Raw genomic sequence first — 14,288 nt, 5'->3', positions numbered from 1 at the left:
ATAGCGACTCTCTTCATAAGCATGTCCTAGCTTAGGGCGTGCTTTTTACGTGCTTTTATGGTAAAATAGAGTACCGAATTTCGAAGATTGGTGGTGAAATGCATGCGTTGTCCAAAATGTCAACATAATAAATCTAGTGTTATCGATAGCCGTCAGGCAGAGGATGGAAATACCATTCGTCGTCGTCGGGAGTGTGATACGTGTCACACTCGTTTTACAACATTTGAGCGTGTGGAGGAAGTTCCACTTTTAGTTGTCAAAAAAGACGGTACGCGTGAACAATTCTCTCGTGATAAGATTTTCAATGGTATCCTGATGAGTGCACAAAAACGCCCAGTTTCTAGTGAGGATATTGAAAATGCTATCACTCGGATTGAGCAAAACATTCGCCGCAACCATGATGGAGAGGTTGATAGCGAGGTTATTGGGAATTTAGTCATGAAAGAACTCGCTGACCTTGATGAAATTACCTATGTCCGTTTTGCCAGTGTTTACCGTTCTTTCAAAGATGTTGATGAAATTGAAGAGTTACTTCAAGAAATCACCAAGACAGTACGTGCGAAAAAAGAGTCTAAAAAATGAGACCTATTGAAGAATTTGTCTATGTTGGCAATCAGGTTATCGTTCCCGATCAGGCAAGTTTAATGCGTTGCTACTACCCCATTATTGGGAGTGAGGGTTACGCTCTTTACCAGTATTTTGTGGCTTTCTATGACAATGGAAATCACCGTCATAAGTTTGCGGCTATTTTGAATCACCTCAATTTTGGCATGCAGCCCCTCAAGGAGGCTCTGGCCGTCCTGACAGCGGTGGATCTTTTAGCCTTCTACCAATCACCCCAAGGAATTTATGTTGTTGAGCTTAAGTCTCCTTTATCCATTGAGCAATTCCTCAAGCATGCGGTTTACAGCTCGCTTTTGGAACAAAAAATTAGCGAACCATCAGTAAATGCTTTAAAACCAGCAAGTCTACACGGTTTGCAAGATTTATCCAAACGTTTTTCAGATGTCTTTACAGATGAGCGTTTGGCTCAGAAGACCGTGTCAGACATCAAGCCTAAGAATTCGTTTGATTTAACTAGCTTCAGAAATCGGATGCAGGCCGATGGTCTTGTCTTTACAGATGAAAAGACAGATGTGACCGAAATCTATAAATTGTCTGAGATTCATCATATGAATTGGTATGATACCTATCTCTTGGCTAAAAAAACAGCTGTAAACCATCAGATTATTGTCAAGCGTATGCAGGTGCAATTAGAGCAGGCACAAGCTCAAAAATTGGGTGGTGACTCTGCTTTGACGGAGACTGAAGAAAAGGTTCTTAAGGCGGTTAGGTCTGAAAAACCTATAGATTATCTACAAGGTGCCAAGGGTCCTGGTGGTGCTGTGACTAATTCTGAGAAGAAGATTCTCACAGACTTGGCACAAAGAGGCTTTATGGATGAGGTCATCAATCTCATGGTTGCCTATAGTTTGGGTAGGACACATTCAACCAATGTGAATAGAGAGTATATTTCTAAACTTGCTAATGATTTTGCCTTTAAGAAAATCATCAGTGCTGAACAAGGGCTTTTAGCTTTGCGTAGTGGTTACGATAAGAAATCAAAGCAAACTAAGGCTGATGCTAAGAAAAAAACAAATGTGCCGAGCTGGAGTGATCCTAATTATGACAACCAGACCAGCCAGGCTGATCAAGCCAAATTGGACGAAATTAGACGTCGTGCTTTGGCTAAACTAGAAAAAGGAAAGGAGTAGCCCATGGAAAGAGTTGGACAAACCCTCAACCGAACGGGTCATTATGGGTCTGTTGATGCAATAGATTTAACCAAGCAAATCTTGGCAGATCCAAGAGTGGCACGTTTTATTCAAGAGCATGGCTTAAGTCAGGATGAAATCAAACGTAGTCTCCCTAAGTTTAATCAATTCTTGGTGGAATGCCGTAAGGTCAAAGAAGGTGATGTCTCCTACATTGCCAAGGGGTATGAGCCAATTCTAACCATGAATGAGGGCTACGCCGATGTGACTTATAAGGAGACACGTCAGCTCAAAGAGCAGCAGGAGCAACAGGCTATTGCCAATCGGATTAACTTGGTAAGTCTCCCTCAATCTTATCGTAAGATTACTTTTGCGGATATCGCTTTAGACGATGTGGCTCGTGTTGATACCTATGAGAGTCTTGTAGAGTTTGTGGCTGATTATCCAAGTCCAGATCAAAAGGGTCTCTACCTCTATGGTGACATGGGAGTTGGAAAGTCCTTTATGTTGGCTGCCATGGCTCATGAACTTTCAGAGACCAAGAAGGTTGCTACGACCATTATCCACTACCCATCCTTTACCATTGATGTTAAGAATGGTATTAAAGATGGTTCTGTTAAGGAACAAATTGATGCTGTAAAAGAAGCAGAAGTCTTGGTTTTAGATGATATTGGTGCAGAGCAGTTCTCTTCTTGGATTAGAGACGATGTTTTGCAGGTCATCCTCCAGTACCGCATGATTGAGGAGCTACCGACCTTCTTCACGTCTAACTATAGCTTTGCGGACTTAGAAGCTAAGCTATCCAATGGACGTCAGGGAGACGAAACATGGCAGGCTAAACGTGTCATGGAGCGAATCCGTTTTCTAGCCAAAGAGGTTCACTTGAGAGGCGTTAACCGTCGTTAAGTTGGCCCCAATAAATGATAAAAAAATGATTGATTTTGCTTTCCTTGTGGAAGGTAAGGTTGCTAAACGAAGAAAGGAATCCCTGTTTTAACTAGGGACTTAAACATATGACATTACCTACAGTTGCTATCGTGGGTCGCCCCAATGTTGGGAAGTCGACCCTATTTAACCGAATTGCGGGTGAACGTATCTCTATCGTCGAAGACGTCGAGGGGGTAACACGTGACCGTATTTATACTTCTGCTGAATGGCTTAACCGTCAGTTTAGCTTGATTGATACGGGTGGTATTGATGATGTTGATGCCCCATTCATGGAGCAAATCAAGCACCAAGCTGATATTGCCATGACCGAAGCAGACGTTATTGTCTTTGTTGTTTCAGGCAAGGAAGGCGTAACAGATGCGGATGAATACGTTGCTCGTATTCTCTATAAGACTCATAAGCCAGTTATCCTAGCCGTCAATAAAGTGGATAACCCTGAAATGCGTGCAGATATCTATGATTTCTATTCTTTGGGGCTTGGCGATCCCTATCCTGTTTCATCTGTTCATGGTATCGGAACGGGGGACGTTCTCGACGCTATCGTTGAAAATCTCCCAACAGAGATTGAAGAAGAAAATCCAGACATCATTCGTTTCAGTTTGATTGGGCGTCCAAATGTCGGAAAATCAAGTTTGATTAACGCCATTTTGGGCGAGGACCGTGTGATTGCCAGCCCAATTGCTGGTACGACTCGCGATGCCATTGATACAAACTTTGTGGACAGTGAAGGTCAAGAGTATACCATGATTGACACCGCTGGTATGCGTAAATCTGGTAAGGTTTATGAAAATACAGAGAAATACTCTGTCATGCGTTCTATGCGTGCCATTGACCGTTCTGATATTGTTCTTATGGTTATCAATGCAGAAGAAGGTATCCGTGAGTATGACAAGCGCATTGCTGGTTTCGCCCATGAAGCTGGTAAAGGGATTATCATCGTAGTTAACAAATGGGATACTATTAAGAAAGACAATCATACCGTTGCTAACTGGGAAGCAGATATCCGTGACCAGTTCCAATTCTTGAGCTATGCACCAATTATCTTTGTATCGGCTGAGACCAAACAACGTCTTAACAAGTTGCCAGAGATGGTTAAACGCATCAGTGAAAGTCAAAACCGTCGTATTTCATCGGCTGTCTTGAATGATGTTATCATGGATGCCATTGCCATCAACCCAACACCAACTGACAAAGGAAAACGCCTTAAGATTTTCTACGGCACACAAGTTTCGGTTAAACCACCAACATTTGTTATCTTTGTCAATGAAGAAGAACTGATGCACTTCTCTTATATGCGTTTCTTGGAAAATCAAATTCGTCAGGCCTTTGGTTTTGAAGGAACACCAATCCACTTGATTGCTCGTAAACGTAAATAAAAAAGAGACCAACCAGAATAGAATCGTTATGGGTTGGTCTTTTAGTATTTTAAGGAGAAAATGATGTTAGAAAATATTAAAGCTTATTTATCTAAACAAGGGGTTAAGTATATCAAACCTGAAAAAGCGGGTCAACATCAAGAAGAAATGGAAGTGCTCAAGGCACTTGGCCAAGCAGCTCGTAAGGAAATGCAGGTCTTATCAAAAGTTTTAGAGGAGCGTTTGGCACCCTTTAAGATGGATCGTGTCAGTAATTGGGCCAATCAGGCACAAATATGTCGCCCACACTTTTGGTGCTATTATAGGGCCCCTGAGGACAGTTTAGACGATGTTGCCATGGCGATTCGCCTTTATGGTCAGCCTAAAAAATGGGGGATTTCAGTTGAAGTTAGCTTTGTCGAACGGAAAAAATCAGACACCACTCTAGCTAAGCAACATAAGGTCCTAGACTTACCTATTGCCCCCTCTCTATACTATTTTGCCCAGGAAGATGGTGTCAGTCATCGTGTAGAAGGAACTGAAGAGAATCGTCAGATGCTTAAAGCAGCAGTTAGAGATGGTCGTGTTCGTAAGGTATTGGTTAAATATGATGTACCTGTGACGAGTAGCTTGACTGAGGCTGACTTGATAGATCAACTAATGGAAGGCTTTCAACTATTAATGCCCTATTATGATAGTTGTCATGACACAAATGATTTATTGTAGTAATAGTGTAATCGAAGAGAATACATACACAAGGCTTACTGCTTTGAATGAGAATTTTAAATTAGCCCCCAAAGGTATTGCTTTCTTAATATCAGCCCCACAAGATTGACTTGGGTTCTCCCGAGTCGGAAAGTGGACGAAAAGCTCAGTTCACAGCTGCATCATTGGTTTAAAGTAAAATAAAAACGAGGTTGGAACGATTGTTCCAGCCTCGTTTATTCGTTTATTTATTTTGGTGCAATAACTTCAGCACCACCCATGTAAGGACGAAGAACTTCAGGGATAGTTACTGAACCATCTTCGTTTTGGTAGTTTTCAAGGATAGCGGCTACTGTACGTCCAACAGCAAGTCCTGAACCGTTAAGAGTGTGAAGAAGTTTTACCTTACCATCAGCTTCGTCACGATAGCGGATTTGTGCACGACGGGCTTGGAAATCTTCTGTGTTTGAACATGAAGAAATTTCGCGGTAAGTGTTTTGTGCTGGAATCCAAACTTCCAAATCGTAAGTTTTGGCAGCTGAGAATCCCATATCGCCAGTACACAAAGTGATGACACGGTATGGCAAGTTAAGTTTTTGAAGAATATTTTCAGCGTTAACTACCATTTTTTCCAATTCATCGTATGAGCTTTCTGGTTTTGAGAATTTGACCATTTCAACCTTGTGGAATTGGTGAAGACGGATTAATCCACGTGTATCACGACCAGCTGAACCAGCTTCTGAACGGAATGAAGGGCTCATGGCTGTGAAGTAGATTGGTAATTCTTTTCCGTCAAGAATTTCCCCACGGTAGTAGTTGGTCAAAGGAACTTCAGCTGTTGGGATAAGGACGTAGTCAGTACCGTCAAGCTCGAAAGTGTCCTCTTTGAATTTTGGATATTGACCAGTACCAAACATTGAGTCGTGGTTAACCATGTAAGGTGTAATCATTTCAGTATAGCCTTCTTTAGCGTGTTCATCCAACATGAAGTTGTAGATTGCACGTTCCAATTTTGCTCCCAAGCCTTTGTAGAAGAGGAAGCGAGAACCAGTGACCTTAGCACCACGTTCCCAATCAAGAATACCAAGGTCTTCACCAAGATCCCAGTGAGGTTTAATCTCAAAATCAAAGTCACGAGGTGTTCCCCAACGGCGAACTTCTACATTTTCATCTTCGTCAGCACCAACTGGTACAGTCTCGTGTGGTGTGTTTGGAAGTGTCACAACGATACTGTTAAGTTTTTCATCGATAGCAGCAAGTTCAGCATCAATTTCTTTGATTTCGGCAGAAACTTTTTGCATGGCTGAAATTTGCTCTGAGGCGTCTTCTTTATTACGTTTTGCTTGAGCAATACCGTCTGAGGCAACGTTACGTTGAGCTTTGAGTTCTTCAGATTTGATAAGAAGTTCACGACGTTTGACATCAAGTTCTTTTAGTTCATTTAAAGTTTCAGCAGCGACACCACGTGTAGCCAATTTTTCAGCAAGGGCATCGAAGTCGTTACGAATACGTTTTACATCTAACATAGGTTCCTCCAAAAAATAAAACACCCCAGTGAAACTGTTGGAGTGACATGAGCCACGGTTCCATCCAACTTCACAGGAGTGCACTTGTTTATGTCTTTAATTAAATGAAACGGTAGAATTTCGTAGGTTAACCCTACCTGCTCGCAGCAACCGCAGGCTTTCTGGAAAGGTCTAGCTATTACTTATCCGTCCCTAACATTATACAAAAATTATGATTTTTTGGCAAATAAACCTTTGAAACGAGCGCCAATAGTCTGAAGAAGAGTTGGTAATTTGACGACCTTGTCATTTCCTAAGTGTTCCCTTGCAATCTTTAGAATCTTTCCAGAGTCCTTAGAAGCAAAGAGAAATTTGCTCTTGTCAGTTAAGATTTCAAAATGACGACTGATTCTCTTTCCTGACACATTAGCACCAATTTGAGTGATGCTGGTCCAAGGAATTTGAATGTATTGTTCAACATTAATATCAGGATAGAATTCAATAGCCACATCGCCAATTAGAAACTTCCCCACCTTACCTCCGATGGCCATGTAGGAGACGCCTGTTGTATGCAATTCAACTGTTTTGTTTAATGATTGTGCCATATTTTTCTCGCTTTTTGATAGTAATATCCTTATTATAGCATAAGAAAAGAGTTTAGCTCGGCTAAACTCTTACTCTTTTTGTTACATAATTTTGAAGAAGCTTGCAATAATACCAACTACAAAGAGTCCGATAATGATTGTGATTGGTGAAACTTTCTTCTTAAGCAACCACATACATGCAAACGTAAGGAGAAGTCCCATCAAACCTGGAATCAAAGAATCCAATTGTTTTTGTAGGGTATCGACTTGAATCTTATCAAAGCTGAGTTTATCGTTGACTTGACCAAGGATAGTTTTAAGTTGGTCACCAGAAACATTTCCTTTTGGCCATACAATGTAAGCACCTTTAGAAAGTACCTTACCAGGAAGATTTACGATGAAGTTGATTGAAACCCAACGTTCAACCAAGACGGCAAGGATGAACATACCGAGGATTGAAGCCCCTTTAGTAATATCTTTCAAGATACCACCAGACATGTCTTTAGTAATTTCTGAACCTGCTTTGTAGCCAAGTTCTTGAGTATACCACAAGAAGGCCATACGAATAATATTCCAACCGATGAAGAAAATAAGTGGACCAGCAATGTTACCAGATGCAGCAAGAGAAGCACCAAGTGCCCCAAGGATAGGACGGATTGTGAACCAGAAGACTGGGTCACCGATACCAGCAAGAGGTCCCATCATACCAATCTTAACCCCTTGAACAGCAGCATCTTCGATAGGAGTACCATTAGCTTTTTCTTCTTCAAGAGCTAGGGTAACACCCATGATAGGAGCGGCAACATAAGGGTGAGTATTAAAGAATTCCAAGTGGCGTTTTAAGGCAGCAGCTTGATCTTCTTTCTTTGAGTAGAGTTTTTTAATAGCAGGAATGAGTGAGTAAGCCCAACCCAAGTTTTGCATACGTTCGTAGTTCCATGAACCTTGCAAGAATTGTGAGCGCCACCAAACTTTTTGACGATCTGATTTGGATAATTGAATTTTTTCAGCCATGAGAGCACTCCTTCCTAGTAGTCTTCTAAAATATCGCCGATAGGGTCGCCAGAACCAGAAGCAGTTCCACCACCACCGTTACCGCCACCTTGTTTAGAAAGGTTGAGGTAAACGAAGGCGATAGCGACACCGATTGCACCAAGAGCAATAAGAGTCAATTGACTAATAGCTGCAAGTGCAAAACCAATGGCGAAGAATGGCCAAACTTCACGAGTTGCCATCATGTTGATAACCATGGCATAACCAACGGCTACAACCATTCCACCACCGACAACCATACCATGGTTGAGCCAGTCAGGCATCAAGCCAAGGGCATGTTGAACAGATTGAGCTGGGATAGCAAGAAGAAGTGCAGCAGGAACAGCAATACGCAAACCTTGAAGAACAAGAGCTAGGTAGTGAGCACGTTCAACACCTGCGATATTTCCGTTTTCTGCAGCCTTATCAGCAGTGTGAACAAGGGCAACAGAAGCTGTACGAACAAGCATCGTTAAGAAGAGACCAGCAACTGCAAGTGGGATAGCTGTTGCAGTCGCAACCCCGATACCTTCAGTTGTGAAGTTACCACCTTTAACCAAAATAATGGCAGCAGCAACAGATGCAAGGGCAGCGTCAGGAGCTACGGCAGCACCGATATTGGCCCAGGCAAGGGCAATCATTTGAAGGGAACCACCAAGCATGATACCTGCAGTGAGGTTACCTGTAGCAGCACCAATAAGAGTACAAGCAACAAGTGGTTGGTGGAATTGGAATTGGTCAAGGATACCTTCAAGACCAGCAAGGAAGGCAACAACTACGACCAAAATAGCAGAAATAATTGACATATCTGACATGGTTATAATTCCTTTTCTATTGAGTTGTGATTAGCTGAGCAAGTCAACTAATGTATCCGAATGAAGATTATTGAACGTTTGCTTTTTTGATAAGGTCAAACAAGTCTTTCTTAGAATCGTTTGGAACCTTACGAACGTCAAATGCTACGCCAAGGTCACGCAATTTTTCAAAACATGCAACATCGTCTTTGTCCATTGACAAAACGTTGTTAACCATTGTTTTACCAGTTGAGTGAGCCATAGAACCAATGTTAAGTTCTTTGATTGGCACGCCACCTTCGACAGCACGAAGGGCATCTTGAACAGTTTCGAACAAGATAAGAGCGTGTGTGTTACCAAAGCGAGGATCTTTAGAAGCATCAATCAATTTTTGAATTGGAACCACGTTAGCTTTAACGCCATTTGGTGCTGCTTGTTTAATCAATTCCTTACGCAATTCGTCTTTAGCAACATCGTCTGATGCTACAATGATACGGTCTGCTTTAGATGCAGGGGTCCAGTTAGTTGCAACCTGACCATGCAAAAGACGTGTATCCAAACGTGCCAAGTTAATCTTGAGCTTACCATCTCCAATAACTGTCCCTTCTGGGATAGCTCCTTGAGGTGCTGCAGCTTCTTGAGGTGCAGCTGTTGTTTCTTCCACAGGATTAAGTTCCTCTGGAAGTGCTTTAATACCACCCTTAGCTTCCTTGATGATATTACCAGCAACTTGCTCTGCAGTAGCGTTAGCATCTATCATACGTTCTGTGTATGCTTGGATAAGCATTGGCAAGTTAAGACCTGTGATGATGGCAATCTTACGATCTGGATTTTCCCCAGCAATACGGCTGGCTTGGTTAAATGGTGATCCACTCCAAAGGTCAGCCAAAACAAGAATTTCATCATCAGCATCGAATTGTGCGATGGCATCGTTGAAGTGGCCGTAAAGGTCGTCAGGACCTTCACTTGGCATAAAGGTAACGACTTGAACCTTCTCTTGGTCTCCAAAAATCATAGATCCTGATTGGTGGATTCCCTCAGCGAACTTACCATGGCTGGCGATAATAATACCGATACCCATTCGTGTTCTCCTCCTTTAAAATATTTTTTCCTAGGCTTAAAAAGACTATCTCCGATTTTTATCAAGACGCTAAAAAAAGCGTCTCTCAATCTTTTTAAACATAAGAAATCAAGAACAATTATATTGTAAAACGCTTTCACGTAAATGTCAATAGCTAGTGAGATAAAATTTCAAAATAAGTCAATTTCTTTCAAAAATGAGCAAAATATTATAAAAAGATTGCCCAACCATTAGATTGGACAATCTTTTTATAATATTCGGAGATTATTTCTTTTTGACAATGAGTCGGAAAAGATTCTTAAAGCCTTGTTTGAGAACAACGATGAAGCTAGGTGCTTTTCTTAAACTTTCTCGAGGAATTCTTTTTTGAATTTCTTTCAAAGTTATTCGGCTTTTTCGACTGGCAAAACGGAAACGTCCATTTTGCTTAGTACGGATTTCAAAGCGTGGGATGAACTTACCACCGAAGTAGACATCGGCAATCACATAAGTGACTTCATCCCAAGGAATTTGAACGTAGTCTTGTAACTTCGTATCATTGTAAAATTCGAAGGCCTTATCACCGACCATGATATTTCCGTAAATAGGTCCTTCACGAAACCAAGTTCCCTTAGTTGTGTGAGCCATTTCGGTATTGAGCGATTTAACCATACCTTGCTCCGATTAGAGTAGACCAATAATGTGGAGCACAATAGCAAGGACAAAGATACCTAAGATGATAACGATTGGAGAAACTTTTCTCTTAAGAAGGTACATGCAGAGGAAAGTCAAACCAAGGGCAGCAAGACCAGGAATCAATTGGTTCAAGTTATCTTGCAAGGTTGTCACTTTGTTAACGTCAAGAGAGCGACCAGCAGCTTGTTGATGGAAGGCTTCTTTAACACCGGCAATACCTTTTGGAAGTTTATCCCAATCGATATAAGCTCCTTCTTGTTGTTTAACAGTAGAGACAACTGGTGTGAAGGTAATGCTTACCCAACGTTGGATAAGAGAACCGATAACGAACATCCCCATCATTGATGCGCCACGAGTTACTTGTTGAAGAAGGTTACCAGATACGTCGTCTGTAATCGCAGCACCAGCTCTATAACCAAACTCTTGAGTGTACCATTTAACGGCAGCGACCATAGCATTCCAAAGTACGAAGAAGACGATAGGTCCCAAGATGTTACCTGAAACAGCCAAACCTGCTCCTAATGAAAGGAAGATTGGGCGAAGGGTAAACCAGAAGAGAGGGTCACCGGCACCTGCAAGAGGCCCCATCATACCAACCTTAACCCCTGAGATAGCGGCATCATCGATGTCCGCCCCGTTAGCACGTTCTTCTTCCAAGGCAAGTGTAACCCCAAAGATTGGGTTAGCCATGAATGGTTGTGTATTGAAGAATTCCAAGTGGCGTTTAAGAGCCGCAGCTCGGTCTTCTTTTGATTGATAAAGTTTTTTGATTGCAGGAATAAGGGTGTAAGCCACACCACCATTTTGCATACGTTCATAGTTGAATGAAGCTAAAAGGAAGTATGAGCGCAAGAAAGCTTTGAAACGATCTGCTTTTGTTAATTTAATTTTTGAATCAGCCATTTTCTTTCCTCCTAATTAAAAGTCTTCCAGAATTTCACCGAGGGGATCACCTGATCCTCCATCATTTGAAGAACCATTTGAACCACTAGCTTCAAGTGCAAGGTACATAACGGCAAGACAGAGGCCGATGATACCCAAGCTAATCAAGGTCAATTCTTTGAGGGCAGCCAAAGCAAAACCAAGGAAGAAGAATGGCCAAACTTCGCGACTAGACATCATGTTGATAACCATGGCATAACCAACGGCTACAACCATACCACCACCGATTGTCATACCTGATGTTAACCATTCAGGCATAGATTCAAGACCAGATTGTACAAGGTGTGCAGGAATCAATAGCAAGAGGAGGGCAGGGATAGCAACACGGAGACCTTGGAGGGACATACCGATAAAGTGCCATCTTTCAATACCAGCGATATCAGCATCTTCAGCACGACTATCCATAATGTGAGCGATGAAGACAGTTGCAGTACGGACAAACATTGTCAAGGCAAGACCGGCAACAGCCAAAGGAACCGCAAGGGCGATGGCTGGACCAATTCCTTTAGCTCCTTGACCACCCAAGATAAGGATGATTGTAGAAGCTACAGCGGCAAGTGAGGCATCTGGTGCCATGGCAGCACCAACGTTTGCCCATCCCATAGTGATCAATTGTAAGCTACCACCCAACATTACGCCGAGTTCGAGATGACCAGTAACAAGACCGATAAGGGAACAAGCCACAACTGGCTGGTATGTTTCGATTTGGTCGTTAACTGAGCTACAACCGATGATGAAAGCAACAATTACGACTAAAATAATTTGTACTAAACTCATTTATGCATCCTCCAAAATTATTTCTTCTCTGCTAATTTAGTTTCAGCTGACTTAATCAAGGCATCAACGTTTGCTGGGCTATCACTTGGTACCCCACGAACGTCAAATTTGACACCCAATGATTGCAACTCTTTGATAGCATCCACATCTGTTTGGTCAAATGAAAGAGCTTTAGTAACGTTGACTTTTCCTTCTTTATAAGCTGAAGAACCAAGGTTGATTTCTTTAATATCAACACCTGCTTTAACAGCAGCAAGAGCATCTTCAACAGATTCAAAGAGAAGCATAGCACGTGTATCTCCAAAACGTGGGTCATTGTTTGCTTTAACCATATTTTTAATTGGGATAACGTGAACTTGAACACCAGATGGAGCGGCTTGTTTAATCATGTTTGTACGAAGTTTATCATGACAAACAGTGTCTGAAACAACGATGATACGGTCTGGGTGAGTTGAGTGAGTCCAACCAGTCGCAACCTGACCGTGGAGGAGACGTGTGTCAACACGAGCCAAAACGTATTTGATTTTTCCATCACCAAGTACTGTTCCTTCAGGAATGGTACCCTTAGGAATAGAAGGTTTAGCGTCTGCTGGTTTAGTGTCTTCTTCAGGAATAAGGCCTTCTGGAAGGACTTTAACGCCTTCTTTTGTTTCCTTATAAATGTTAGCGACAATCTCTTCAACCCCAGCATCAGGAGCTACCATACGTTCCGTATATGCTTGGATAAGCATTGGCAAGTTGAGTCCTGTCACGATAACCATCTTGCGATCAGGATTTTCTTCCTTGATACGGCTTGCCTGGTTAAATGGTGATCCAGACCAAAGGTCTGCAAGGACAAGAATTTCGTCGTCAGCGTCAAATTGAGCGATGGCATCTTTGAAGTGAGCGTACAAGTCGTCTGGACCTTCATTTGGCATGAAAGTAACCACTTGAACTTTCTCTTGTTCACCAAAAATCATAGAACCTGATTGGTGAATACCTTCAGCGAATTTACCATGGCTAGCAATAATAATACCGATACCCATTAGTGTTCTTCCTCCTTTTATATATTGCTTCTTAGGAATAGAAAAATGATTATTGGTATTATCATTCATGATATGAAAATGACAACAATATTTTTTTAGTCCCTCGAAAATTAGAACAATCTAATTGTAAAACGTTATCATAGATTTGTCAATGGTTTTCGTAACAAAAGTGTCATAAAATTGAAAAAAATATCAAATTATCGCAAATATACTTTCTTTTCAGACAAAAGGATTTGGATATAGTTTTTAGCTATATCTAAATAGAGAAAATGGGATTGAGAAAAAATGAGATAAATGCTTGTAATAGCTAGTGTTGGCTGCTATAATTTCTTCAATTAACTATTTAAGGTTAAATCTATAAGAAAAGAGGACCTCCTTATGTCAGATTTACTAAGTATTTATAATGAATTGCAATCTAAGAAATGGGTTGACTTGACCCACAAAATTAATGCGGAAAGTCCACATTTCCCAGCCCTCCCTGCTTTGAAACAAGAAGATCTTTTCACATTAAAAGATGGTTTCCATGTTCAAAAATTTACAGTAGTTGGTCAATACGGAACGCATATTGATGCACCGATTCACTTTGTAGAAGGTGGTCGTTGGTTGGATGAGATTGCCCTCAAAGATCTTCTTTTACCACTCTATGTTATCGACAAGTCTAAAGAAGTTGCTGCGAGTCCAAACTTTGTCTTGAGCAAACAAGATATCTTAGACTTTGAAGCAGAACATGGACGAATTGTTGAAGGGGCCTTTGTCGCTTTTCGTAGTGATTGGTCGAAGCGTTGGCCAGATCAAGATGCTATGCGCAACCTTGATGAAAATGGGGTTCAGCAAAGTCCAGGTTGGAGCCGCGAAGCTCTAGAATTCTTGATTCATGAACGCCATGTTAAGGCTGTCGGTCATGAGACTTTTGATACAGATGCTGGTATTCCAGCAGCAGAACATGGCTTGGTTAACGAATACTACCTCTTGGAACAAAACATTTATCAGGTAGAAGTCTTGAACCAATTGGATCAAGTTCCAGCCGTTGGTGCTTTGATTTCAATTGCATTTCCTCACTGGGACAAGGCGACAGGTTCCCCAGTGCGTGCAGTGGCTATTTTACCTTAAT

The 14,288-nt window shown here is 41.6% G+C and carries 15 protein-coding genes; 6 read left to right on the top strand and 9 right to left on the bottom strand.

Translation table 11 applies throughout. The features are described 5' to 3' along the window. Positions 1-102: 102 nt before the first annotated feature. From nrdR to PCY14_RS01420, 5 genes are all read left to right on the top strand, one after another. Positions 103-582, top strand: coding sequence for a transcriptional regulator NrdR (nrdR, locus tag PCY14_RS01440; RefSeq protein WP_002889188.1), 480 nt, complete (start codon positions 103-105; stop codon positions 580-582). Further along, positions 579-1,754 carry a DnaD domain protein gene (locus tag PCY14_RS01435; RefSeq protein ID WP_164376375.1) on the top strand — a complete coding sequence of 392 codons (1,176 nt, stop codon included), beginning with the start codon at positions 579-581 and terminating at the stop codon, positions 1,752-1,754. The genes nrdR and PCY14_RS01435 overlap by 4 nt, the downstream gene beginning before the upstream one ends. A gap of 3 nt (positions 1,755-1,757) precedes the next feature. Further along, complete coding sequence (dnaI, locus tag PCY14_RS01430; RefSeq protein ID WP_021145038.1) at positions 1,758-2,660, top strand: primosomal protein DnaI; 903 nt, start codon at positions 1,758-1,760, stop codon at positions 2,658-2,660. Positions 2,661-2,767: 107 nt separating this feature from the next. After that, the gene (der, locus tag PCY14_RS01425) at positions 2,768-4,078 is read left to right on the top strand and encodes a ribosome biogenesis GTPase Der (protein ID WP_021145039.1); all 1,311 of its coding nucleotides are present in this window, start codon (positions 2,768-2,770) and stop codon (positions 4,076-4,078) included. A gap of 63 nt (positions 4,079-4,141) precedes the next feature. Continuing rightward, complete coding sequence (locus PCY14_RS01420) at positions 4,142-4,783, top strand: hypothetical protein (RefSeq protein WP_021145040.1); 642 nt, start codon at positions 4,142-4,144, stop codon at positions 4,781-4,783. A gap of 227 nt (positions 4,784-5,010) precedes the next feature. Here the strand turns inward: PCY14_RS01420 and serS are convergent, their stop codons facing one another. The 9 genes from serS to PCY14_RS01375 form a co-directional block, all read right to left on the bottom strand. After that, positions 5,011-6,288: a serine--tRNA ligase gene (serS, locus tag PCY14_RS01415; protein WP_021151443.1), complete on the bottom strand. Its 1,278-nt coding sequence runs from the start codon at positions 6,286-6,288 to the stop codon at positions 5,011-5,013. Between the two features lie 209 nt (positions 6,289-6,497). After that, positions 6,498-6,872, bottom strand: a complete 375-nt coding sequence (locus PCY14_RS01410; protein ID WP_002889180.1) for a DUF956 family protein — start codon at positions 6,870-6,872, stop codon at positions 6,498-6,500. Between the two features lie 81 nt (positions 6,873-6,953). Continuing rightward, on the bottom strand, positions 6,954-7,865 hold the full coding sequence (locus tag PCY14_RS01405; protein ID WP_002889179.1) for a PTS system mannose/fructose/sorbose family transporter subunit IID: 912 nt from the start codon (positions 7,863-7,865) through the stop codon (positions 6,954-6,956). A gap of 14 nt (positions 7,866-7,879) precedes the next feature. Next, a complete protein-coding gene (locus PCY14_RS01400) occupies positions 7,880-8,698 on the bottom strand; it encodes a PTS mannose/fructose/sorbose transporter subunit IIC (protein WP_008535905.1) in 819 nt (272 codons plus the stop codon). Between the two features lie 67 nt (positions 8,699-8,765). Then, positions 8,766-9,758 carry a PTS sugar transporter subunit IIB gene (locus tag PCY14_RS01395; protein ID WP_002889177.1) on the bottom strand — a complete coding sequence of 331 codons (993 nt, stop codon included), beginning with the start codon at positions 9,756-9,758 and terminating at the stop codon, positions 8,766-8,768. A gap of 264 nt (positions 9,759-10,022) precedes the next feature. Beyond that, a complete protein-coding gene (locus PCY14_RS01390) occupies positions 10,023-10,409 on the bottom strand; it encodes a DUF956 family protein (protein WP_002883750.1) in 387 nt (128 codons plus the stop codon). Positions 10,410-10,421: 12 nt separating this feature from the next. Further along, positions 10,422-11,336 (bottom strand): PTS system mannose/fructose/sorbose family transporter subunit IID, encoded by a 915-nt coding sequence (locus tag PCY14_RS01385; protein ID WP_293917430.1) that lies wholly within the window; start codon positions 11,334-11,336, stop codon positions 10,422-10,424. A gap of 15 nt (positions 11,337-11,351) precedes the next feature. Beyond that, positions 11,352-12,152 carry a PTS mannose/fructose/sorbose transporter subunit IIC gene (locus PCY14_RS01380; protein ID WP_021145048.1) on the bottom strand — a complete coding sequence of 267 codons (801 nt, stop codon included), beginning with the start codon at positions 12,150-12,152 and terminating at the stop codon, positions 11,352-11,354. 17 nt (positions 12,153-12,169) lie between these two features. Beyond that, positions 12,170-13,177 carry a PTS sugar transporter subunit IIB gene (locus PCY14_RS01375; protein ID WP_022495829.1) on the bottom strand — a complete coding sequence of 336 codons (1,008 nt, stop codon included), beginning with the start codon at positions 13,175-13,177 and terminating at the stop codon, positions 12,170-12,172. Positions 13,178-13,555: 378 nt separating this feature from the next. Here PCY14_RS01375 and PCY14_RS01370 point away from each other — a divergent pair, with 378 nt between their 5' ends. Beyond that, the gene (locus PCY14_RS01370; protein ID WP_070838916.1) at positions 13,556-14,287 is read left to right on the top strand and encodes a cyclase family protein; all 732 of its coding nucleotides are present in this window, start codon (positions 13,556-13,558) and stop codon (positions 14,285-14,287) included. Position 14,288: the final 1 nt, after the last annotated feature.

This window comes from Streptococcus sp. SV2 (assembly GCF_030440175.1).
In the GTDB taxonomy this organism is placed as follows: Bacteria; Bacillota; Bacilli; order Lactobacillales; family Streptococcaceae; genus Streptococcus; species Streptococcus raffinosi.
Note: the sequence above shows the minus strand (reverse complement) of the source record. Positions and strands in the feature narration are given on the sequence as shown.

Coding starts and splice junctions, on each gene's coding strand:
- PCY14_RS01400 (WP_008535905.1), bottom strand. CDS start 8,698: ATGTCAGATATGTCAATTATTTCTGCTATTTTGGTCGTAGTTGTTGCC.
- PCY14_RS01390 (WP_002883750.1), bottom strand. CDS start 10,409: ATGGTTAAATCGCTCAATACCGAAATGGCTCACACAACTAAGGGAACT.
- nrdR (WP_002889188.1), top strand. CDS start 103: ATGCGTTGTCCAAAATGTCAACATAATAAATCTAGTGTTATCGATAGC.
- PCY14_RS01385 (WP_293917430.1), bottom strand. CDS start 11,336: ATGGCTGATTCAAAAATTAAATTAACAAAAGCAGATCGTTTCAAAGCT.
- PCY14_RS01370 (WP_070838916.1), top strand. CDS start 13,556: ATGTCAGATTTACTAAGTATTTATAATGAATTGCAATCTAAGAAATGG.
- dnaI (WP_021145038.1), top strand. CDS start 1,758: ATGGAAAGAGTTGGACAAACCCTCAACCGAACGGGTCATTATGGGTCT.
- PCY14_RS01375 (WP_022495829.1), bottom strand. CDS start 13,177: ATGGGTATCGGTATTATTATTGCTAGCCATGGTAAATTCGCTGAAGGT.
- serS (WP_021151443.1), bottom strand. CDS start 6,288: ATGTTAGATGTAAAACGTATTCGTAACGACTTCGATGCCCTTGCTGAA.
- PCY14_RS01380 (WP_021145048.1), bottom strand. CDS start 12,152: ATGAGTTTAGTACAAATTATTTTAGTCGTAATTGTTGCTTTCATCATC.
- PCY14_RS01410 (WP_002889180.1), bottom strand. CDS start 6,872: ATGGCACAATCATTAAACAAAACAGTTGAATTGCATACAACAGGCGTC.
- der (WP_021145039.1), top strand. CDS start 2,768: ATGACATTACCTACAGTTGCTATCGTGGGTCGCCCCAATGTTGGGAAG.
- PCY14_RS01405 (WP_002889179.1), bottom strand. CDS start 7,865: ATGGCTGAAAAAATTCAATTATCCAAATCAGATCGTCAAAAAGTTTGG.
- PCY14_RS01395 (WP_002889177.1), bottom strand. CDS start 9,758: ATGGGTATCGGTATTATTATCGCCAGCCATGGTAAGTTCGCTGAGGGA.
- PCY14_RS01435 (WP_164376375.1), top strand. CDS start 579: ATGAGACCTATTGAAGAATTTGTCTATGTTGGCAATCAGGTTATCGTT.
- PCY14_RS01420 (WP_021145040.1), top strand. CDS start 4,142: ATGTTAGAAAATATTAAAGCTTATTTATCTAAACAAGGGGTTAAGTAT.